At 60.3% G+C, this 21,545-nt stretch carries 23 protein-coding genes; 17 read left to right on the top strand and 6 right to left on the bottom strand.

Annotated elements, in window-relative coordinates; all coding sequences use genetic code 11:
- Positions 1 to 79: 79 nt before the first annotated feature.
- Positions 80 to 634 carry a glycosyltransferase family 4 protein gene (locus tag NKH38_RS01450; RefSeq protein ID WP_352759273.1) on the top strand — a complete coding sequence of 185 codons (555 nt, stop codon included), beginning with the start codon at positions 80 to 82 and terminating at the stop codon, positions 632 to 634.
- 18 nt (positions 635 to 652) lie between these two features.
- On the opposite strand, the gene asnB is transcribed toward NKH38_RS01450, so the two are convergent.
- Complete coding sequence (gene asnB, locus NKH38_RS01445; protein WP_352758584.1) at positions 653 to 2,542, bottom strand: asparagine synthase (glutamine-hydrolyzing); 1,890 nt, start codon at positions 2,540 to 2,542, stop codon at positions 653 to 655.
- A gap of 222 nt (positions 2,543 to 2,764) precedes the next feature.
- Positions 2,765 to 3,961 carry a glycoside hydrolase family 5 protein gene (locus NKH38_RS01440; protein ID WP_023707671.1) on the bottom strand — a complete coding sequence of 399 codons (1,197 nt, stop codon included), beginning with the start codon at positions 3,959 to 3,961 and terminating at the stop codon, positions 2,765 to 2,767.
- Positions 3,962 to 4,022: 61 nt separating this feature from the next.
- Between NKH38_RS01440 and NKH38_RS01435 the strand changes: the two genes are divergently transcribed.
- The 3 genes from NKH38_RS01435 (at position 4,023) to NKH38_RS01425 (ending at position 8,375) form a co-directional block, all read left to right on the top strand.
- A complete protein-coding gene (locus NKH38_RS01435) occupies positions 4,023 to 6,029 on the top strand; it encodes a heparinase II/III family protein (protein WP_352758581.1) in 2,007 nt (668 codons plus the stop codon).
- 202 nt (positions 6,030 to 6,231) lie between these two features.
- Complete coding sequence (locus NKH38_RS01430) at positions 6,232 to 7,224, top strand: sterol desaturase family protein (RefSeq protein WP_352758579.1); 993 nt, start codon at positions 6,232 to 6,234, stop codon at positions 7,222 to 7,224.
- Positions 7,221 to 8,375, top strand: a complete 1,155-nt coding sequence (locus NKH38_RS01425; RefSeq protein WP_352758577.1) for a GNAT family N-acetyltransferase — start codon at positions 7,221 to 7,223, stop codon at positions 8,373 to 8,375. Before NKH38_RS01430 ends, NKH38_RS01425 begins: the two co-directional genes overlap by 4 nt.
- 414 nt (positions 8,376 to 8,789) lie before the next feature.
- On the opposite strand, the gene NKH38_RS01420 is transcribed toward NKH38_RS01425, so the two are convergent.
- Positions 8,790 to 10,028 (bottom strand): tyrosine-type recombinase/integrase, encoded by a 1,239-nt coding sequence (locus NKH38_RS01420; RefSeq protein WP_352758575.1) that lies wholly within the window; start codon positions 10,026 to 10,028, stop codon positions 8,790 to 8,792.
- A complete protein-coding gene (locus NKH38_RS01415) occupies positions 10,025 to 10,627 on the bottom strand; it encodes a hypothetical protein (protein WP_352758573.1) in 603 nt (200 codons plus the stop codon). Before NKH38_RS01415 ends, NKH38_RS01420 begins: the two co-directional genes overlap by 4 nt.
- Before the next feature lie 197 nt (positions 10,628 to 10,824).
- Between NKH38_RS01415 and NKH38_RS01410 the strand changes: the two genes are divergently transcribed.
- The 7 genes from NKH38_RS01410 to NKH38_RS01380 all read left to right on the top strand — a co-directional run bounded on the left by NKH38_RS01410 (position 10,825) and on the right by NKH38_RS01380 (position 14,420).
- The gene (locus tag NKH38_RS01410) at positions 10,825 to 11,016 is read left to right on the top strand and encodes a DNA-binding protein (RefSeq protein WP_352758571.1); all 192 of its coding nucleotides are present in this window, start codon (positions 10,825 to 10,827) and stop codon (positions 11,014 to 11,016) included.
- A complete protein-coding gene (locus NKH38_RS01405) occupies positions 11,013 to 11,213 on the top strand; it encodes a hypothetical protein (RefSeq protein WP_352758569.1) in 201 nt (66 codons plus the stop codon). Before NKH38_RS01410 ends, NKH38_RS01405 begins: the two co-directional genes overlap by 4 nt.
- Positions 11,210 to 11,824, top strand: a complete 615-nt coding sequence (locus NKH38_RS01400) for a hypothetical protein (protein WP_352758567.1) — start codon at positions 11,210 to 11,212, stop codon at positions 11,822 to 11,824. The genes NKH38_RS01405 and NKH38_RS01400 overlap by 4 nt, the downstream gene beginning before the upstream one ends.
- A gap of 154 nt (positions 11,825 to 11,978) precedes the next feature.
- Positions 11,979 to 13,133, top strand: a complete 1,155-nt coding sequence (locus tag NKH38_RS01395) for a hypothetical protein (RefSeq protein ID WP_352758565.1) — start codon at positions 11,979 to 11,981, stop codon at positions 13,131 to 13,133.
- Positions 13,130 to 13,768, top strand: a complete 639-nt coding sequence (locus NKH38_RS01390) for a hypothetical protein (protein WP_352758563.1) — start codon at positions 13,130 to 13,132, stop codon at positions 13,766 to 13,768. Before NKH38_RS01395 ends, NKH38_RS01390 begins: the two co-directional genes overlap by 4 nt.
- Positions 13,765 to 14,064, top strand: a complete 300-nt coding sequence (locus tag NKH38_RS01385) for a DUF6074 family protein (RefSeq protein ID WP_352758561.1) — start codon at positions 13,765 to 13,767, stop codon at positions 14,062 to 14,064. Before NKH38_RS01390 ends, NKH38_RS01385 begins: the two co-directional genes overlap by 4 nt.
- Positions 14,061 to 14,420 (top strand): hypothetical protein, encoded by a 360-nt coding sequence (locus NKH38_RS01380; RefSeq protein ID WP_352758559.1) that lies wholly within the window; start codon positions 14,061 to 14,063, stop codon positions 14,418 to 14,420. Before NKH38_RS01385 ends, NKH38_RS01380 begins: the two co-directional genes overlap by 4 nt.
- A gap of 278 nt (positions 14,421 to 14,698) precedes the next feature.
- Here NKH38_RS01380 and NKH38_RS01375 read toward each other — a convergent pair whose 3' ends face one another.
- The gene (locus tag NKH38_RS01375; RefSeq protein ID WP_352758558.1) at positions 14,699 to 14,959 is read right to left on the bottom strand and encodes a hypothetical protein; all 261 of its coding nucleotides are present in this window, start codon (positions 14,957 to 14,959) and stop codon (positions 14,699 to 14,701) included.
- Positions 14,960 to 14,971: 12 nt separating this feature from the next.
- On the bottom strand, positions 14,972 to 15,181 hold the full coding sequence (locus NKH38_RS01370) for a hypothetical protein (RefSeq protein ID WP_352758557.1): 210 nt from the start codon (positions 15,179 to 15,181) through the stop codon (positions 14,972 to 14,974).
- Positions 15,182 to 15,264: 83 nt separating this feature from the next.
- On the opposite strand from NKH38_RS01370, the gene NKH38_RS01365 reads away from it, so the two are divergent.
- The 6 genes from NKH38_RS01365 (at position 15,265) to NKH38_RS01340 (ending at position 21,510) form a co-directional block, all read left to right on the top strand.
- Positions 15,265 to 15,573, top strand: coding sequence for a helix-turn-helix domain-containing protein (locus tag NKH38_RS01365; protein ID WP_352758555.1), 309 nt, complete (start codon positions 15,265 to 15,267; stop codon positions 15,571 to 15,573).
- Between the two features lie 102 nt (positions 15,574 to 15,675).
- Positions 15,676 to 16,593 carry a hypothetical protein gene (locus NKH38_RS01360; RefSeq protein WP_352758554.1) on the top strand — a complete coding sequence of 306 codons (918 nt, stop codon included), beginning with the start codon at positions 15,676 to 15,678 and terminating at the stop codon, positions 16,591 to 16,593.
- 449 nt (positions 16,594 to 17,042) lie between these two features.
- Positions 17,043 to 17,552: a hypothetical protein gene (locus NKH38_RS01355; protein WP_352758552.1), complete on the top strand. Its 510-nt coding sequence runs from the start codon at positions 17,043 to 17,045 to the stop codon at positions 17,550 to 17,552.
- 284 nt (positions 17,553 to 17,836) lie between these two features.
- Entirely contained in the window at positions 17,837 to 18,169 is a 333-nt protein-coding gene (locus tag NKH38_RS01350; RefSeq protein ID WP_352758550.1) for a hypothetical protein, read from the top strand.
- A gap of 3 nt (positions 18,170 to 18,172) precedes the next feature.
- Complete coding sequence (locus NKH38_RS01345) at positions 18,173 to 21,196, top strand: phage tail tape measure protein (RefSeq protein WP_352758549.1); 3,024 nt, start codon at positions 18,173 to 18,175, stop codon at positions 21,194 to 21,196.
- Positions 21,193 to 21,510 carry a hypothetical protein gene (locus tag NKH38_RS01340; protein ID WP_352758548.1) on the top strand — a complete coding sequence of 106 codons (318 nt, stop codon included), beginning with the start codon at positions 21,193 to 21,195 and terminating at the stop codon, positions 21,508 to 21,510. The genes NKH38_RS01345 and NKH38_RS01340 overlap by 4 nt, the downstream gene beginning before the upstream one ends.
- The last annotated feature ends 35 nt before the right edge of the window (positions 21,511 to 21,545 follow it).

Genomic DNA, 21,545 nt, shown 5'->3' with positions numbered 1-21,545 from the left:
GGGGAGCGGCGGCAACATTGTCATCGTTCCCAACGCCACGGCAGTTCCTTCCCTGGCGCATGTCGGCGGAGGCGATCACGTGCACATCCTGTTCCTCGGCCGCATCGGCGATCGAAAGGGCGTGCCGCAGTTGGGCGAGGCGCTGGGGCGGATGAAACATCTCAGGGGTTGGCGTGCCACGATCGCCGGCGATGGTGAGGTCGAGCCTGCACGAGCGAGGTCGGTCGCTCTAGGGATTGCCGACCGTATTGCTTTTCCGGGCTGGGTGGGACCTGACGAGGTCGCATCACTGATCGCTTCGGCCGATATTCTGGTGCTCCCCTCGTTCGCCGAAAATCTGCCAATGTCGGTGATCGAAGGCATGGCGGCCGGCCTGGCTGTCGTGGCCACCCCGGTGGGCGCGGTCGAGGACATCATCACCCATGAACAATCCGGTCTGTTGGTGCCGCCCGGCGATGTGGCGGCGTTGACCGAGGCGTTAACTCGGCTGGTCAAGGATACGGCGCTGCGCGCGCGGCTTGGCGCCGCCGCCATGGCGGTGCACCGGGAAAGGCTTGAGCTTGCACCGTTTGTCGACGCGATCTGCGATGTCTGGAGATCGGTCGCGTCCGAGGCGCGATCGGTCAAGCGCTGACGCTGTCCTTCATTGTCGTCACTGCGGCGGGCCAAGCGCGAATTCGCGGTGGAATATCTCCAGGTTCAAAAGCGCCCATATCAGTTTTTCGTGGTCCGCGGCGCGCTCGGCGTGCTCCCTGACAATCTGGTCCAGCTTCTTGGCGCTCAAATAGCTACGGATGACCGAATGGGACGAACACAGATGGTCCCGTACATAATCGCTCATCGGCCCGCGGAACCATTCGGCGACGGGCACCTTGAAGCCGATCTTTGGGCGGTTGAGGACCTCGTCGGGAACCATGCCGGCCATGCAGTCGCGCAGGATCTGTTTGCTGTGCAGGAGGCCGAGCCTGTAACGATCGGGCAGTTGGCTGACGAAGGAAACCAGATCGCGATCAAGGAATGGCATTCGCCCCTCGATTGAACCGGCCATCATCACCCGGTCGCCCCGTTCCAAGAGGTTGTCGGGCAACCACGATGTCTGATCAAAAAACAACACACGGCGCAGATGAGATTCCGTCACACTCGAAGAGAACGGGAAATCGTTGAGGTCATGGCCGCAAGTGGCCAACCCACCGAGGAGCGAATCGCGTTCCCGCGCCGTCATGGCTCCAAACCAGGAGATCATCCGGGTGGCAAAGTCCCGTTCACCCGCGCTTCGGGCAAATGTATCGAACTTGGCCGATGCGCCGGGCAATGCGCGCATCAAAGGGGCGAGGAGATTGTTGTGAAGCGACGCTGGAACAAGTGACCGGTAGACACCCGCCAGAGACTCTGCGCGATGTTTGGGGTAGCCGCCGAGAATCTCGTCCGCACCTTCGCCCGTAAGCACCATCTTGACGTCCTGCGAGGCTCGAACCGACATCAGGTAAATTGGAATGTCCGTACTTTGTGAAACAGGTGCCCCCCGATGGCGGACCATCTTGGGCAGATGATTCATCAGGTCATCCGCCTGGATGACGATTTCGCAATGATCGGTCTTGAAATGATCGGCGACGCGCCGGGCGAATGGAAGCTCGCTGTAAGCCTGTTCGCTGAAACCGACCGAAAACGTACGAATGGGGTTGTCGCTGTGCCTGGTCATCAGGGCAACGATTGCCGACGAGTCGAGGCCCCCGGACAGAAAGGCGCCAAACGGCGCATCACTGCGCATCCTGATCTCGACAGAACGGTCGAGCAATTCCAGAAATCGCCGCTTGGCGGTTCCTGGATCGATATCCGCTGTCAGATCGGTCTGATCCGGGGGCGCATAGTAGCGCGTTTCCGTTACTTCCCCTTGCGACCACACAGCGTAGCTTCCCGGGTTGAGCTTGCGGATCTGTTTAAAAAGCGTCCGCGGTCCAGGCACGTAACGCCAGGTCAGATACTCGCGCACTCCATCCAGATCGAGCTGCTGGCCATCTGGCTGCGCAGACAACAACGCGCTGATCTCCGAGGCAAACGACAGCAAATTTCTGCCTTGCATGAGGTAAAGGGGTTTTTTTCCAAAGGGGTCGCGGGCGAGGATCAATTCGCGCCGTTGAGCGTCCCACAGCGCAAAAGCGAACATCCCGCTCAATCGGTCGAACATGGCCAGGCGCCACTGGTCATAAGCCCTGAGCAGCACTTCCGTGTCGGAGCGTGTGCGAAAACGGTGACCGAGACCGATCAACTCCTCACGCAGCTCGATGTAGTTGTATACTTCGCCGTTGAAAATAATCCGGAGCCGTCCGTCCTCGGTCTGCATCGGCTGATTTGAATCGGCGTTTAAGTCAATAATCGCCAGGCGGCGATGCACCAATGCCAACTGGTCCTCGCCTGTATTCAGGTCCAGGAGTTCGATGCCTTCGGCATCGGGACCACGATGCTGCAAGGCATTCGACATCCCGGCGGCCCGATCTTGTGGCTTCTCGACCCTGCGCCCAATCCAGCCGGCAATTCCGCACATTCTTTCCCTTGGCCCTCTTTCCCTTGTTTGCGTATGATTGAGGACACCAATCTATAGCGAATATATTAAATAGCTGCTCGGTGGAGTGATTTTAAAACTGAGCCTGATTTGGTTCGATCAGGCCCTCTCGGCTGCAACTGGAGACGACAGTCCTTGGGTTTCACGCGATTGATCGCCAGCAACCAGGCAGACCGCTCGAACCGATCCTGACCCGATGACGAGTCATGGCAGGCCCAGTGCCCGCAACATCTCCCGGTCCGGGATCGCAGGCCCCTTGGGTTGGATAACACTCATTCCGTAAGGATTGGAGAATTCCCAGGCCGACCACGGCATCGCGAAGCGTTCCGCCTCTCTGCGCACTGCCATGAGATAGCGCAGGCGATCAGCATCGAAAGCTCCCATGCGGCCATCCGCAGACATCAGGATAACGCCGAATTCGCCCACGAACAGGCGTCGGCTCGCTATGCCATGGGCTTCAGCCCAGTCGACCGCCTGACGGAAACCCGCTTCGAGCTGGCTCTGCCCCCAATTCTGCTCAAAGTATCGGGCGATCGTTTCACGCGCCGAGGCCATGTTCATCACCTCTTCGATCTGGCTCAAGCCGGCGGCGTCCATCTGCGCCTTGAGGGTTTCGGCGACCACTTCGGGCGTGCTGGCGTCGGCAGGCCAGGGAAGGCCGGAGGAGAAAGCGTTCTTGTCATCGGCCCGCTGGTGCGTGAAGCTGTGCGGATCATACATGTGGAAGCTGTAATAGACGTTGGGGTCGTCGAAGTTGGGGTCCAGGTTGACCAGTCCGGCGATGCTCCCGCCGCAGGCGCCGGTCGCGACGATGGTGAGTTCGCTGCTGACGGCGCGAATATCGCGAACCGTGCCTGCCATGATCCGCTGCCAGTCATCGCTGCCGCTTGAATCGCAAGGGTAGTAGGCGGGCTCGTTATAGGGCTCGAGGGCGACCTTGTCGGCGCCAATTTTGATCAGCATGGCAGCCACCGCCACTACCATTTTGCGATAGCGGGCAACACCCTCGCTGTCGGCCCCGCCATAGATCATTTCCATGCTGTAAGCCGGAACCTGGCTGACGCCATGCAGATCGAAAACCACCTTGAGCCCGCTTGAAACGACCCGCTGCACCGCAGCGGCAAGCATGTCCAGCGCCTGTTGTCGTTTGGCGCCCTCGCTGGCAAGCAGAGGGCCAGGGTCGACACTCAGCCGGACAAAGTCGAAGCCCATGGATCGAATGCGATCAAACTGGTCGCCGTCCGGCCAATCGGTGAGCGGCCTGCCGCCCGCAAGCCATTCCTTCTCGCTGCGATAGGGCGGCCATTTGTAGGAACCATCTTTCTCCACCGGCGACCAGTTGAGCCATTCATGGACGCCGACGCCGCGCTCAAGCGGGATCGGCGCCGCCTCGGCTGACATAGCCATGCCAAGCGCGCACGCTATGACGTAGGCAACTTTTCTCATCGCAAAACTCCGCGTCATGGCCGAAGATATTAACCGCGGGAACGGAAAAGAGGATGCCGCCACACGCTTTTTCGACGGGATGGTGTATGAGGATCAAAATCTTGGCGGAGCGCGGATGAGGGTCGGGTGGTATTTCAACCGATTGCGCAGCATGGAGTTGGCCGAGATATTGCATCGGTTGGACGAGCAGCGCCGGAGGACCGTTTCGCGCCGCCGCGACGACGGCTGGCAGCGCTATGCGCCGCCGCAGTTGCACCCGGTGCTGCACGGATTGCGGAATGCTGTGCCGGCCGATGCGACACCAGCCCAGCGGCAAGCTGTTGAGGCGGCTGCGCAAAACACTCTTCGGGGCCAGTTTTCAGCCCTTGGGCAGACCTGGCCACAGCGAGACCCCTATACTCTCTTTCCCCCCGAGCTCTGGCGCCTTGATCCGGTGACCGGCCGGCTTTGGCCGGGCCCCGAGACCCATACTTTCGATATCGATTTTCGCCATGCCACCGACCGTGGCGATGTAAAATATGTTTGGGAAATGAACCGGCTGCAGCAACTGCCGCCACTGGCTGCCCATCTGCTTCTCACCGGCGATGATCAATCCCGAGCGGCCATCGAGGCGGCGATCGAGAGCTGGCATTTCGCCAACCCACCATTTCGGGGCGTTGGCTGGGCCTCGGGCATCGAGGTCGCGCTACGAGCCATCAGCCTGATTGTCACGCTCGACCTCGTCGGCGACCGGCTTGGCGCGGCGACGCGAGAAAAAGTCGGTGAAATACTGACGGCAAGCGCCTATTGGCTGCCGCGGTTTCCCTCCCGTTTTTCGTCCGCCAACAACCATCTCGTCGCGGAACTGGCTGGCGAATATCTGATCGGTCTGGCTTTCGGGGCCGAGGTAGCTCGCGAGTCGCTCCTGGCTGAGGTGCTCAAACAGATCCTGGCCGATGGCGCCGGGGCTGAGCAGACCCCGACCTACGCCGCCTTTAGTGCCGAGCTTTTCCTGTTGTGCGCTGCGGCGGCGCGCCAGGCGGGACTGCCTTTTCCTCAGCCCGTCGAAGCGCGTTTGGCCGCTTTCGCCAACTTCGCAGGCTGGCTCCCGCCGAAAACCAGCGGCTTCGGCGACAATGATGAAGGCCGCGTGATCACGCTGGGGGGCGAAGCCGATTATGTCGGATCGGTCGCGGCCGCCATCCATGGTTTTCTACGGATGCCGGGCAGCGCACCGGAGCCTGGCGATTTTCGCGCGCTTTTCTTCGGTGCGCCACCGCGGCCGGCGCCGGTGCCGAATGGATTGCATACATTCACGCAAGGCGGGCTCTCCGTCTGGCGCGGCGAGATGAATGGTCGCAACGTCCATCTGACATACGACCACGGCCCGCTGGGCTACCTTTCGATAGCGGCGCACGGTCATGCCGACGCGCTGTCGCTCACCCTGTGCATTGACGGCGATCCGGTGCTGGTCGACCCCGGCACATGGCTCTATGGTTCGGGGGGAGGCTGGCGCGACTGGTTCCGCTCGACGCCGGCGCACAACACGCTGAACCTAGAGGGTAAAAGCCAAAGCATCATCTCCGGGGCGTTCAACTGGTCGCACAAGGCGGTTGCGACATTGGTGGAGAGCGAGCCGGGGCCGCACTGGAGGCTGTGTGCCCGACATGACGGGTACAAAGGCCGCTTCGGCGTTGTGCATCAACGCGCCGTGACACGCGATGGCGACGGCATCCTCGTGACCGACCAACTGCTCGGCGGCAGCCGCGTCGCTGAGATCGTCTTCCAACTCGCCGCCGACCTCCACGCCAACAGGGATGGAAACATTGTCACGATATTGCGCGGCGCTGAACCTTTGATGACTATCCACTTTCCAGACGCAGCGATCCACATCCGTTCCGGCGGCGACACACCGGGCCAAGGCGGCTGGGTTTCGCCGCGTTTTGGTGCAAGGCAGCCAGCCGAACGCCTCGCATGGCGTGGCCAAGTAGGCGAAAAGGGAGTAGTCATCCGGCTCGCGCCAAGCCCGCCGCAGACCCGATAACGGGCAGGTTGCAGGCGCAGCGTTCGACATTAATTACGTTCAGATATTTAGCGGTTTTGACACCGTTGATCTGCTAATTTGGCCATGATTGTTCTGCCAGTCGCATCCCGATACACAGTTGCGGGCATCACATGATGGGCCTGGCAATATGTGCTTCGCGACGAGCCGGATCGCCATTCACCACCTAGGAGCCACTGCATCGATGTTTTCGGAATTCGCCAGAGTGATCGTGGAAAAACTCTCACACATCAATCTGCTGACACTCGGTCTCCTGTTGCTCACGGCGCTGGGGAGCGCGGTGGTCGCCTACTGGCGAACGGTCGAACAGAAATCCTTCCGGGACTTTTTCGACTTCGCCTTTCCCGCGGAAGTCATAATGCACCCATCCGCGCGAGCGGACGCATTGTTCTGGATCACGAAAAGGCTGGTGATGCCCTTCCTGCTCATTCCCGCCGGTGTCACCTTCGTTGCCGCCACGGGATATGCAACAAACCAGGCAGTCGGCTGGCTCTTCAGCATCTCGCAACCGCTGATACCCGGCCCCGCCGGTCCAGTGACGATCATCCTCTTCACCGTAACCATGCTCGTTGCTTACGATATCTCCTACTACCTCTATCACGTTGCCCAGCACCGTTTTCCGTTCCTGTGGGAATTGCACAAGGTGCATCATTCGGCCGAAGTGATGGTTGGGATCACCAAGGACCGGGTTCACCCCCTGGACGATTTGATGAACCGGATCTGGGACGGCGTCATACCGGGGATCAGTTTCGGCTTGTGGAGCCTGATTGCGCTTAATCCGGTCGAGATCGCCATATTTGGCATCAACGTCTATGTCATTCGCAACATTCTCATGATGGACTTTGTTCGCCACACGCATCTGAAGATTTCCTTCGGCCGGTTGAACGGCGTCATCTTGTGTCCGCACTGGCACCAGGTGCATCACAGCGTCGACCCTCGCCACTACGACAAGAATTTCGGGCTGCTTTTTTCATTCTGGGATCGCATATTCGGAACGCAGTTCATCCCGGATCCGGACGAAGACCTCAAGTTTGGACTGATAGATCGCGACGTACGCGACTATCAGTCGCTTTTTGGACTTTACGTGCTGCCGCTCAAGAAAATGGCAAACCATATCGTGCGACTGTTTCAAAAGCGCATCGATGTCGCGCGGCCGCAGGACCGTCTCCAACCATGAACAAAATGGCTTCGATTGACGCTGTTGGTGCGGAGCGACTGGAAATCGTCAGTTCGACGGATCGCCTGGCCGCCATCGAAGCCGAATGGGTAGACCTATGGCATCGTACCGATGCACTGATCTTTCAGAGCCATGCCTGGGTTTCGGCATGGTGGAGCACCGTGCGTGACCGCGCCCGGCGCTCGCTGCGGATCGGCCTGGTATGGAGCGATGACAGGCTGGTCGCTGTCATTCCCCTGGCGATCGGCAGACGAAAAGGACTGCGGCTCCTCGAATGGGCCGCCAATAGCTATACGGACTATGGTGATATTCTTGTCGCGCCGGAATGCTCCCTATCGGCCCTCCAGGACCTCTGGAACCGGATCTGTTCGGCGGGTGGCTTCGATCTTGCTTTTATCAATCGTCTGTCGCCGGATGCGGGAGCCCGCAGGATTTTTACACCGGGCTCTTCCAGCGGCGTCAAGCTTCGCGCCAATCACCGGGAGGAAGTCAGTTATCGCGTCGCTGGACAGTGGGCCAGCGGAGCAGCGTGGCTGGCGGACCAGCCGAAAAAGATGCGCCAGAACTATCGGCGCGGCATCAAGATACTGGAGGAAACAGGCGAAGCGAAATTCCGCCTCCTGTCGGCCGACGAGTCGCTGCAGCCATTGCTGGAGCGACTGTCGGCGCTGAAGCGCAGATGGCTGGAAAAGCACACGCGTGAATCCGACCTTTTCGAAGAGGGCGAGCCGGTTCTTGCCGCCCTGGTCGACGCGCTGTCAGGCGCCGGTGTGCTGCGCATTTTCGTACTTGAATGCAATGGTGCGATGGTCGCGGTTTCCATCAACATCGTCCAGCACAACGTCATGATGGCATTCGTTACCACCTACGACCCTGATTTTAGCCGAGCGTCGCCGGGTGCGGTCCTGATTACGGAGTATATACAGTGGTCGTTTGATCACGGCTTGGGATTGGTCGATTTCCTCTGTGGCGGAGAGGCCTTCAAACATAGGTTTGCAACACAGGCCGTTACCCTCCAATCCGTTCTTGGGGCACGCACTGTGCAGGGCGCGCTCGCCTCTCTCGCTGATCGTATCTGTCAGACGATCCGCGTACGCACACGCGGATTGGCGTCGGCGAATCCAGAGCGCCCGCCCGATGAGACTGCTTAATTTAGCTGGATAACTTGGGCATAAGCCGCCGAGCGTTGAGGGCTGGCGTGCGACATGGGCGCGCCATTCGAAAATCCGCGTCGATTGCGCCTCGGAATCGGGACCGAATGGGTCCGCAGGTGGAGACTTCAGCCAATTCTCGCAAATCACGTCTCTCGATGCGCAGTTGTTGTCTGCGAAGCGTCGCAACACGTTCGTTGGCGTCACAATGGTAGCAGGCTAGGTCCTGAAAATCATTGAAGATTTTTTCGGACAGGGCGCCTACCATAGGTCGGCGTTTTTACTGTGATTTCAACAGCTTAGGTAGGCTGGTAGCGGGAGAGGGACTTGAACCCCCGACCCCAGGATTATGATGCTTGGTGCAATTGCTGATTTTGTTGAAGAATTTGCCTCTGTGTCGCGTCTATGTCGCACTCAACCCAAAAGCGACCGCTCGGCTGCAGCCATTTCATCGGCGTCATCACCGCGCGGGAACAGGTGCCCATAGACGTCCATCGTCATCATGATCGAGCTGTGCCCGAGCCGTTCCTGAATGACCTTTGGGGGAAGACCGAGCCCCCCATCCTGCGGCCGATTGATCGACCACGAGGCATAGAAATGGCGAAGGGCGTGCATGCCGCCATACTTGCCCACCATGACGACCTCACCAGCGTCGTCTCGCTCATCGCTCGGCACTGTCACGCCGGCCAAGACCTGGGTCGGCAGGAAACCGCGCTTGGTCATGTTCGAGCGGCTTTCAATGTTGCCGCTTCCCGTCGGGAAAACGTAGTGCAGTTCCTTCACCGGATTGCCAGCGGCATCGATGTCGCCAGTCGGTCGGCGAGGGCAGGCGAGCTTCCATTCTCTCAGCGCGTTGACGACCATCGGAGGAACCGGGATCGTCCTTTCTCCCGCTTCGGACTTCGGCCGACCGATCTCACCATAGTCGTCGGCGCGCTGGTGCACGCTGATCTGCGCTCGCTCGAAATCGACATCCTGCCAACGAAGGCCGCGCAGCTCTGACGATCGCATGCCGGTGAAAATCGCGCTGATCAGAAGAGGGCGCCAGCGGCCTGTCGCCGCGCCGACGATAGCCTTGATCTCCTCCCGAGTCGGGATGTCGACGCCAATCTTCAGCCTGCTTTTCTGACGCTTGTCGGCTTGGCGTTCCTTGCCTCTCCGCCGGGCGCCGCGGAGATCCTTGACCGGATTCCGGGTAGCAAGCCCGCGTTCCTGTGCGTCTGAAAAGATGGAGGCCAATGAACCCATGACCTTTCGAACCATGGCCGGCGAGCGGTCGTTCTCTCGCAGTTTGTCGGCGAACTCCCGAGCGCCCGGCACGGTGAAATGCGATAGGAGCGTTTGCCCAATGAACGGTTCGATGTGCAGTTGCAGGTGGCGCTTGCGCTGGTCGATCGAGGAACGCTCAAGCCCGTCCTGTTCGCCAGTCGCAATCCAGAACGCTCCGGCCGCCTTCACCGTCACGCTGGCACTGTCCGCAACGTGCGAGCCTTCGCGGACTTCGACCTTGGCCTTGGCGGCGAAGTTGTCGGCGTCCTTCTTTTTGGCGAACGTCTTCAGCCGGCGTACGCCCTTGCCGTCGGCATAATCCACCACCCAAGCGGTCTTCTCGTCGCCTTTCCCAGTGTTCCAGGTTCGTTTGCGGATGCTCATGATGCCCTGTCCTCCATCTTGTTCCTTTTCCGCATCGCAGCAACTCTGCAGCGATCGGAGCAATAACGGGAGTGCGACCTGCGCCCTGTCAGAGGGCCGGTAAGATAGAACTTCTTGCAATGCGAGCACGATGTGAGCGCGGCGCCAGCCTCGTGCGCAAGTGCTACTTCCATCGCCATAAAGCCAAGTAGCGAGTCCGGTTGCAGCACCAGTTGGCCTAACGCATCCGGACCGTCAAATTCAAAGCCGGGCGTCAGGTGGACACGCTTCAAAAAGTGATTTGCATCCCGAGCTCTGTCAGCCGTGTTTTCCGTGTTCGTTGAGAGGGCAAGCCCGACAGTGAAAATGTTGGCTTGGTCGTCCACTTCGGCGATGTGCATTTCATTCTCGTCTGTCAGCATGCCGAAGCGAGAAAGAAAAGCTCCATAACCGGCCGGCTCATTGCCGCTTTCGAAGCAGTTGATGAAGTGCAGTACGATAGGGTTTTCGAGGTCCGCAACTCGGTAGGTCACGTCTTCAAATCGATCTGACCTTTGAGCAAACAGCGTGTTGCCAGATGCATAGACGTGAACCTGCCCGTTCGGCAGATCGTCAGTCACTTCCCCATAGACCCCGGATATCGTGTCGACGCCATCCAGGCACCGTCGCCATTTCAGCCGAACTGGGATCACTGCTAGCTGCCCTCCTGTTACGCACTTTTCTGAAAGACCGTTATATGGGTGCTTACCGAATAGCGCAATGCGCTTCCTTTGTGTTACGTTCTTTTCCATAAGTTACGGACACGGAGGTTAGAACAATGGATGAAGGCGAGATCGTAATAGACCTCGTGTGGGGTGCGGCGGATATCGGGAAGGAAATCAATAGGAAGCCTCGGCAGACATTCCACATGCTTGAACAAGGCCTGCTTCCTGCCCGCAAAGTCGGCAATCAGTGGGTCGCCGAGCGCGGCAAGTTGAGAGCGTTCTTTCTGGGAAAGGAAGCCGCATGACCGCCGCCGACCTCACGCCGGCCGAACACGAGTATTCCGCCGCGATCGACCAGGCAGCGCAATGGCTGGCGACCACGCCACCACGGCAGCGGCCGGCGCCGCTTGTGCCGGCCATGCGGGAAATGTTCGGGCTGTCAGCCGTTGATGTCTGTGCGGCTATTCGCGAATCTCAGTTGATCAGGGCACGCGCTGCATGAGCGAGTCCATCAATCTGGATTTGATCCAGAACGACCCGGACTTGCAGATGCGCACTGCCGGCCTCGATGTAGGTGTGGTGACCGATTATGCCGAAGCCATGGCCGACGGAGCTGAGTTCCCGCCCGCGGTCCTTTTCTTCGATGGCGAGGCCTATTGGCCTGGTGATGGCTTCCACCGGATTGAGGCCGCGAGGCGCACGGGCCGCGCTACGATATCGGCTGACGTTCGGCAAGGCAGCAAGCGCGATGCGATCCTGTTTGCAGTCGGCGCCAATGCATCTCACGGTCTTCGGCGCACCACGGCAGACAAGCGACGGTCTGTCCTGGCAATGCTGCGCGACCCGGAATGGTCGAGACAATCAGATCGGGAAATCGGCAAGCGATGCGCCGTCGACCACAAGACGGTCGGCAGCATCCGTCGGGAGATCACGGGCGGCGGTGGGGAATTCCCCAAAGCCAGATCAGTCGCAGCCACCGACCGTGGGGAATTCCCCACGCCGCAACAGGAGGTGTCTGGTTCGATGGTCGAGCGCATGCTCGGCAAGGCAACCGACGACGCATTGATCACCGAATGCCGCCGGCGCGGGTTGGAGGTGACCCTTGCGGCCTGATTACGATTTCATCAAAGGGCTGGCTTCAGAGATAGGTTGCAATATCACCGACCTGATCGCGCTGACGCCTGGCAACGATCCATTCTACGCTGGTGTCGCGAGCAGGCGAGAGGCGGCCGAATAGTTTGCCGGTCTCTGGCTCTCGTGTGGATGGGTGGTCGGCAGTCATCCGCGCCGGCTTCACTACAATCTCGTTTCTCGCGAGACGCCAATCCTGCGGCCCAATGGCGAGCCCTATCAAAACACCGAAAACGATTGGAAATACTTCGCCTCAGCGTCACTGTCGGCGCGTTACCTGCGCCTGATACCGGATGGCGCCTTGTCGGATGCTCGGAACGATCCGCCAATCATCCATGCAGGTCCAGCGGCAACCGGAACGCCTTCGTTCGAGGTCTATGGCAGGGGCGGGGCCGGTCTGCAGTTCGGCATGGAACCGGCATCCATATATCCACCGTTTGCATCGCTGAATCATTTCGACGCCTGCCAAGAATATCTGGTCGAGGTGTGGATTGAAAAGTCGACGATGAACGACGTCCTTGTGCCTTTGGCGCAGACAGTCGGCTTCAATCTGGTACCAGGCACTGGCGAAACTTCCGAGGTGCTCGCGAGGCTTGCCGTCGAACGAGCTGTTCAAGATCGACGGCCGATGCGGATTCTGTACGTCAGCGATTTTGACCCTGGTGGCAGATCAATGCCTGTCGCGCTGGCCCGCAAGATTGAATACTGGGTTCGTGATGCCGACCTTGATCTCGACATCACGCTCCAGCCGATCGTTCTGACGCCTGAGCAATGCGAGGCATATCGTTTGCCTCGGATTCCGCTGAAGCAAACGGAGCGGCGAGCCGCCAAGTTCGAGGAACGATTCGGAAGCGGCGCGACAGAACTCGACGCCTTGGAAGCCCTTCACCCTGGGGTGCTGGCCACAATCGTGCGGAGCGAGGTCGAGCGGTATCTCGACCCCACACTTCCTGCTCGTGTGCGAGAAGCGAAGTGGAGTATCGAACGCAACGTCCGAAACTTCCGTGCCGAGGTGCTGAGCAACTACGACATCGCCTCTATCGAAAGTCGCTACAATGCCGCGTTCGATGGGTTCAAGGCCGAGGTCTTGGAAATCGAGGCTGAGACGGAGACGCTCTGGCCAGAGATAGCCGAGGAGATTGAGGAGCAACTACCGGAGATCGAACCGGAAGATTTGCCGAAGCCGCGCGCGTCCACGCCACCGGCCACGCCTCTATTCGATAGCCGTCGCGACTACGTCGACCAGATCGACCATTACCGTGCCTGGCAGGGCAAAGGCGGTGATGCATGAGCAAACAGCCCAAGCCCTGGTTCCGAAAGGAACTATGGGAAATGACGAAATACGATTGGCGCGATGCGGTGAACGCGGCGCCAAAATGGAAGCGCGAAACCATCCTTGGACGAGTCGCCACCAAGATCGCCGACTTCTACAACCCCGAACACGGCTTCGCCTATCCGTCTCTTGATCGGCTCGCGGCAGAACTCAATCTGACGCCGGAAAAGATCAGCCCTGCCATCTCCAAAATGAGGGCAGACGGAGCTCTCCAGAAATTTCACCGACGCGACGTCCCCGCCACCATCGCCCCACGGAAGGGCGAGCGAGGCCTGTTCATCAAGCTCAATTTCAGTTGGGCGGCAGACATGGCCGAGTTGGTTTCCAAGCCTCAGTTTGCCAAGGGGGAGGAGGGCGCCGCGCTGAAGGATGGAAGGCTTCGCAAACAGCAACGAAAAATACCGGTGACCGGTAACGACAAGCTTACGGTGACCGGTAACCGAGATCCTTACGGTGACCGTAAAGTAGATACCTTAGAGGGAAACCTTAGGGATACCAAAGACCGCTCTGACGGAACAGAACTTGGCGCCTACACGCGCGAGGGAGAGGAACAGACCAACAGCTACGCCAAGGCCAAGGGGAAAGCTGCATGACCGCTCAAATGGATTTGCTCGACTGGAATCCTCCTTGCCATGTGATCGTCTTCCCTCTGGTCCGACGGATTGGCAAGGTTCGCGACGTCGCCCGCAAGATGCTCGACAAGTCGACCGACCGCCATGCCGAAAGCTACCGCGACCAGGTGACCACCGGCTTGCTCGGGCACATGACCAGGGTCGGCATTCCCGAACAAGAGCAAGACGAGCAACTCGGTGCCTTCTGGTCGGCTGTCGACGCCGAGATGACGCGCTTGACCTATCGTGGCAGCCGACCAGACGGGAACGCTGCATGACGCTGGCGCTTCGCAAAGGCGACATCGCACTGGTTGTCGATCGGGAGGAAGGTTCTTTCCCGCGCTGCCTGATTGATCGGAAGGCCGGCAGTTTCGTTGCCCGGGCCGTCACGGTCACGTCGGTCGCCGCGGATACCTTCCGGGGCAGGATGCGCACCGGCGGCGCCCGCGTGGTCGAGCGAGCCGACGTTATCGCTGTTCGATCCAGCATCGACGAGGCGCGGACGCTGTTCGAGCGGCTGTCATCCATTGGCGAGGCCGCCCGCGACGAGATCCGGGTTCTAGCCGAACGCGTCGAAGCTGACACGATGCTGCTGATTGACGAGGCGCTTGCTGGGCGGGAGTTCATCCCATGAGCCCTGCCTGTCCACCCGCAGATCTACATTTGCGAATGGTGAAGCCTATAGTCGGAAGGTTCCGAACGCACGGGGCCGCGGTATCGCACGGGCGGGGCCGCGCCTATCAGTTCGCGCGTGGGCGGCTGCTGCTCAACGGGGCGGGCGTCCACGTCGACCGTTTTCCGCATGAGCCAGGCAGGACACAGTTCCTTCAGCAGCAGAGCTTTGAGATAATCGACCATGGAAGGGGAACGCGTGTTCCCTTCTGCGGGTTCCATGCCGCCATCCTTCGCAGTTCACAGCCCGAGCGTCTGGCCCGTTTCCAACTGCAGGAAACCCGCCGAAGGATTTCTGTAAACCGCGTCCTGGAACGCGTCGACGGCAGAGCCATGAGTGACATCGACCAGCACGGCCGCCGCGGCTTCAACCTTGTCGGTCGCGTCTTTGACCTTATCGAAGCGCGTCAACACGCGACAGCGGAGCATGGACAACCGGGCCGCATGGTAATTCACGCTGCGCTTGTGACCGTCCGAGTCGAGTGGTCCGAACAGTATCATGGTCTAGACTCCTCAATGCACGCTTGGCGGTGCAATCTTCTGCAGCCGCCTTCTGGCCGCTTTAGCACTGGCCTGGCCAGCCCGTATGCGGCTGCAAAGGGCAAGACTGATTGCAATGCCGTGGCTCGCTTTGAGCAAATTCTCTGCCTGCTTGAGAGAGACTTCGGCTCGCTTCGCACGTTGTCTGGCGATCGCCATTTCCAAGTTCAAAAGTTCAACCATTCCTCGGCATCCTCGGTTCTCATCCCTTCCATTAGGAAACCCTCATTTTCCGCTTTGGTTCCGATTATTGCGAGGGGGGATGCATGACGGACCCACTCGACATTCTCGCCAATCATCTGCAAGGCCTCGCCGATCAGGTAGCCGCTGCTTTACAGGCTGCGCGGGCAATGCAAGCCGAACGCAACGAATCTGTCGATTTCCAGCCGCTCACACGTCAACCCGACATTCGCAGCGACGACCTCATTGAGCCAAGTGCAGCGGCGAGCCGGTTCCATATCGCGAAAGACACGGTCCGGCTTTGGTGCCGGCAGAACAAGGTGTTTTGTGTAAAGGATGGGGGCCGGTGGCTGGTCTCTGCCTCATCCATCAGAGCCAAGCGTCGGGCCGGTTAACGGGTATCGCGTTTCGTCGCGTTTCATCGCGTTTGCAGCCCTTTGCCCATCGCGTTTGGACTGCCACCTTCCCCACATCAGGTCGAACCCGATGGGGAGCAAATGAACGTCCAGAATATTCTCAAGTCATTGCGAGGAGGCCAGACGAGCACGGCCGACCAACTTCGGCAAACGCTCGACCAGATCGACATCGAAGGACTTGAGGCTGCTGCCGAGAAGCTTGAAGCTGATCGTCGCCGGGTACTGCTCGATGGCACAGACAAGGATCTCGAAGCCATCGAGACCAAGATCGCTGCGGCAAACCGCGATATCGAGCGCGCCTATGCGGCCAAGGCCGAGCTTGAGCGCCGGCTTGAGGCGGCCGCAATAACTGAGACCCAGCAAGAGCGAACCGTCAAATACGACGCGGCCAAGGCCCAGGCAGATGCTGCCGCCAAGCTACTCGCCACGAAGTATCCGGCGATCGGTCGCGAGTTCGTTGCACTGCTCAAGACACTGGCCGAGGCGCAACTCGCCGTCGACCTTGCGAACCACAACCTTCCTGATGGCGCCGTGCCGCTGGTTGATCCCGAGTTCGCAATGCGCGGAAGGCCGGGCCAGCCCGAGAAAACTCTGAAGGAAGAGCGGGTCACGCTGTGGTGCTACGACTCGCCCGGCATTCAGGTCATGCCGCCGGATAAGCAGGACGAGATGAACCGAAGGCATCCGGGAGAGGATGTAGGTTCGGTCCAGGGCCAGCGGCGAGCGTACAGGCGTCGCCTAATCCGCCGCACATACGTTCCTTGGCAGTCACCGCAACGGCCAGTGGGCTTGGCAACGATCGAGATACCTGCCCTCAAGATAGGTGATCCACCGATCTTCGCATCACCCAGCTTCAGCGATGCCCGTTCTGTCCTGGCCAAGCTGGCACAGATCGCCGAGATGCGTCCTGCACCGGAGATCAACACGGCCGACATCATCGTTGAATACCTTGATGCAGCGGAAGCCGACGTATCCTCGAAGAACGAGGAAGCGGCATGAGCTTCGCATCCGAGATATACGCCAAGCGCGCCAATCGCCGTTCGCCGAGCACGGGCTCAGCACCTCAGGCCGAGAAGGCCAAGGCACCGGCCCGCGCACGACAAGACCACACAGTCACCGCGCCAACGCAATCGGTGGCCAGCACCAAGCCAAGCACGGCCATGCCCGAGGCTGCCGCTATCTTTGCGCGTCGTCAGGCACAGCGGGCAGCTAGGCCAGCAGGCGCGGGCGAGGTGGAAGAATGAAGAAACCGTCGAGCACTTGCCCAGTGATCGGCGCTGCCCTCCGAGACCCTGAGCGGGTCGGGGTCCGGAGGGCTATATCTATCCCCGGTTGTAGGTTCCTCCTTAGGTGGTACAAGGCTATGCGATGGGCGCTAGCCCGTAACGCGAGTGTTTTTCATGTTTTGATTTTTCCATTTCGCTTCGCATTTGGGGGCATCTGAACCCATGCCCCGAAAATCGGAAAAGCAGCAAGCCAACACGATCGACACCGCGACAGCGGCCGCGCTGATCAAGGTGACGCCGCGATATATCCAAAAGCTCTCCGGTGATGGCTGGTTCAAGCCTATCGGTCGTGGAAGATGGAACCTGATCGACGTGGTGCAGGGCTACATCACTTGCCTGAAGGACGACAGCCGGCAGGCTTCCAAATCAGCGGCAGACTCTCGTGTTCGCGACGCGCGGGCAAGAGAGATCGAGATGCGGATAGCCCGCGAAGAGCGGAAGCTGATCGCCATGGAGGAGTGCAACGGCTGTCTCGATCAAGTGGTCGGCGGCTTTATCACCATGCTGTCAGTACTGCCGGCACAGATCACGAAGGATGTGCGGGAGCGCCAGCGCATCGAAGCAATCATCGACGCCGGCCGGCAGCGCCTTTCCGACAATTTCGCCAAGCTCTCCAACAACCTCCGCTCAGGCGATGAGCCTGACGACGATGACGATGAGGAGGAATCCTGATGCCTTTCGTCCGGAACGAGTGGGGCGAGCGCGTCCTGATCTCCCCTCAAAGAACCGATTTCGAACTGCCGTACACGCCAGTTTCGGAGACGGTCGGGCAGGCCTTGAGCGACTTCTACCGGACCAGGGTGCCGGAGGAGCACTCCGAAGCCACGGCAGCGGCGTACGCGCGCGCCAAGGCAGCCGGCTCTAACGATCGACAGCCCAACCCAGTCGCGCGGAAGAGCCGCCCGATCGCCGTGGGAAAATGGACCCGCTGGCCCTAACGCGAAAGGACGTCACCAATGGCACCATCAACTGAAGAGGCCGAGGAGATCAGCGCCGCACGCGACGCCGGCTTTGCAGACGGTCTGATCCTGGGAAAGATCGAAGGCGCCGCGGTCGAGCGTTCACGCTTCGCCAACATCGTTCGGCTGTGCGACGGGAACGGCCGGCATCTTGAGGGAGCCGTCGACTTGGCGCTTTCGCTCCCTGAGATAACTGCAGAACGCGCGGTCGAAATGGCCACCAGGTTTTTCCGCACTGTTGAATGGTCGACCCAGAGCAGCAGGCTATCGGGCGGATCCTCATATCTGATGGGGTCTCTTCCTGACGCGTTGGCCAGGTTTGGACGCTGACGCATGGCCGCAACGATCAAACAAAGAATTCAGCTGGATGGCGGGAAAGAATTAAAGCGCGAGCTTGAGGAATTTGGCGCCGCCGGTCGCAAGGCGTTCAGGGATTTGCAATCTGCCGCTGCGCAGACGAAAGGTCTTTCCCCCGGGTTTTTCAACTCGCTGAAACAGGCGCAAGTCCAGCTTCAGAGCCTTGGCAAACAATTTGGGGAGGTCGGTAAAAAGGCCCAGGATCTCGGAAAGACCTTTTCGACGCATCTGACGCTGCCGATCGTCGGCCTCGGCGCCGGCATCTTGAAGCAGGCCGCCGATTTCCAGACTGCGATGAATTCATTCGTTGCCAACACCGGAGCGGCGGGCGACGCATTCGACCAGGCCAAGTCCAAGGCGATCGAGCTCGGCAATGCCTCAGTTTTCAGCGCTACCGATTCCGCCAACGCGATGACCGAGTTGGCCAAGATCGGCCTGGAGTATTCCCAGATCATGGATGGCGCGGCCAAGGCGACGCTGGACCTTGCCGCGGCCAATGGCGGCCAGTTGGTGCCGGCGGCCGGCATTGCTGGCGACCTGATCAAGCAGTTCAACCTACAGGTCAAGCAACTGCCTGGCGTCGTCGACAACGTCACCGGAACCTTGATCAAGTCGAAGCTCGGCTTCGATGATTATCGCCTGGCGATTGGCCAGACCGGCGGCGTAGCCTCGGCGCTGGGCGTTTCGTTGGCCGACATGAATACCGCGCTTGCCGGGACGTCGAACCTGTTCTCCTCCGGCTCCGATGCAGGCACATCGTTCAAGACCTTCCTGCAACGGCTGGTGCCCCAATCCAAACAAGCCGCGGCCGTTTTCAAGGAATTGAACCTTCAGTTTTTCGACAGCCGCGGCAAGATGAAGAGCTTGGCCGACATTTCCGAGGAGCTGCGCCTAAAGATGGGCAAGCTCTCGCAGGAAGACCTCAATGACAAGGGGTCGACCATCTTCGGCACCGATGCGCTGCGCACCGCAATCGGCCTCATGAAGCTCGGCGGCGCTGGCTTCCGGCAACTGGCGGCCGATATCGGCACGGTGGGCGCCAGCAAGCTGGCCGAAGTGCGTGTGCAGGGTCTCACCGGAGAACTGAACAAGTTCAACAGCGCAGTTGAAACGCTGTCGATCGCCATTGGCGATTCCGGCCTGCTCGAATTCGTCACAAGCATGGTGGTCAAGCTGACCGAATTCACTACCGCGCTTTCGAAGCTCAATCCGGAAACGCTCAGGCTCGGCACTGAGATCGGCGCCGTTGCGGCCGCAATTGGTCCAGCGCTCATCGCGCTCGGCCTTTTTGGTCGCGGCGTTGGTTTCGTCCTCGGCGGAATTGGAACCCTCATCCAAGCCGTGCGAGGTCTCGGCGCGGCCCTGCTGTTCCTGCGTGCAAACCCATTGGTGGCGGCGCTGAGCGTCATTGCCGGCGGCATAGCGCTTTGGGCAACGCGGACAGAAAGTGCAACGGCGGCTTTAGAGGTCCACGAAGGCATTCTCGCCAATGTCAGGGCAGCCTACGACAAGGTGAAAGGGGCGGCGACCGATTGGGCGAAGGTCATCGAGCACACCACCGCACTGCAAGCAGTTGCCAGTTTGACGGCGCTCACAGCGGCTGCGGTTGAAGCTCGGAAAGCCATGGAATTTGCAGGGCCAGGGCCCGGCGCTGCAGAAGCCCTGACCGGACCGGTGAGGGACCAGGTCGTCGCGCTTAGAGACCTGGCGCTGGAATTTGTGAAGACCGGCGGCGACGCCGACGCCTTCAAGGCCAAGGTGCAGGCGATCGCTGATGCGTCTACCGACGGTCAGATCCAGGCGCTGGCCCTCGGGATGCAAAACGCGGCCGATAAGTTCAGAGATACCGAAACCGCGGCATCACAAGCGAAAGATGTGGTGATTGCATTCAAAGGCTCGGCTGCGGAAGCCCAGGCCGCAATGGAGCGTCTGACCGGAAAGACGAAAGACCGCTTCAAGCCGATCATCGACGGCACCAAGGATGCCAACGCGGCAATCGACGGGACCAAGGGCAAGGTCGAAGAACTCGGCCAGACGATCACGGTTTTCCGCGGCGGCGGTGCTGGCGGCAAACTCACCAAGGAAGTGTTCGACGTTGTCGACGGTGTTGCCAAGCGGGCAGAGGAGGGCAAGCAAGCTCTCGACGGCCTCAAAGGCAGCGTCGACGCCACCAGCGGCGCCGTGGATGGCGTCTCAAACGAGATCACCAACAGCATCAGCACCATCGCGCCGGCCGCACAGGAGGCCGCCAGCGGCTTTAACAGTTCGCTCGGCAATCTCGACTCCGGTGCAGCTCAGGCTGCCGCAGAGGCCATTGTGGCGCCGTTCGAGACACTTCCGGGCAAGCTGTCTGCCATCCTATCTGGAATGCGTGCCTTGCTGCAGGGCGGGTTCTCCGGTCTCGCCGGAATCGTCAACAGTTTGGCGGCCCAGGTCGAGGCGGCGATCGCTCGGATCCTGGCATCGCTCCGCGCCGCAGCGGCGGCGGCGCAGTCTCTCCGCGCGGCTGCCGGCTCGAGTTCATCTTCCGACGGCGGCGGCTCGCATGGTGGCTTCGCCCGCGGCGGCCATCTCTCCCACGGTCCTGGCACCGGCACCAGCGACAGCATCCTGGCCCGGCTGAGTGTCGGCGAGTTCGTGATCCGGGCCAAGGTCGTCAAGGCTCTTGGCGCCGATTTCTTCGCTGCGCTCAATGCCGGCGTCATGCCCGACGTCGAGGCCTTCCGCAGCCTGTCGAAAGGCTTCAGCCTGGGCGGGATCGCCGACGGGTTGACTCGTGGCATGGCCGTTCAGCGCTTTGCCGGTGGCGGCTTCGCCGACGTCAAACTTGCAGGGGCTCCTGCCGGTTCCGGTGGGACGATGAACGTCAAGCTCGACTTCGGCCTCGGCGTTGGTGATGTCTTCGACTTGGTGACTGACACCTTCACCGCCACCCGGTTGCAGCAATTCTCGTTGAGGCAAGCAAGCACCAGTGCAGGCAGGAGGCCGGGCGGCAAATGAGCGATTTTCCCGACTTCGATCCGGCCACCATCCCGGAGGCCTATGATCCGCAGAATCCTCTGGTGCGGGCAAACCAGGCTGAATTTCAAAAGGAGTTCGGCGACTTCCAGGGTCGCCATATCGCGGGCTTCCGCGTGGGGCCGGCGCCGAAAGGCGAGTGGGTCGGGATTCGCTTCGACATGGAAGACGGCACGACCGTCAACGTGTCGGTTCCAATCACCCTCTGGCAAGCCTTCGGCAACGAATACGTGCTCGCCATGATGTCGGCGGGCCAGATCATCCAGGCAGCCTATGGGCACGAGGGAGCCGCATGACCGCCTGGCTCGCCCCTTCACCATTTCCGCTGGCG

The organism is Mesorhizobium sp. M1078 (genome assembly GCF_040318615.1).
Lineage (GTDB): Bacteria > Pseudomonadota > Alphaproteobacteria > Rhizobiales > Rhizobiaceae > Mesorhizobium.
Note: the sequence above shows the minus strand (reverse complement) of the source record. Positions and strands in the feature narration are given on the sequence as shown.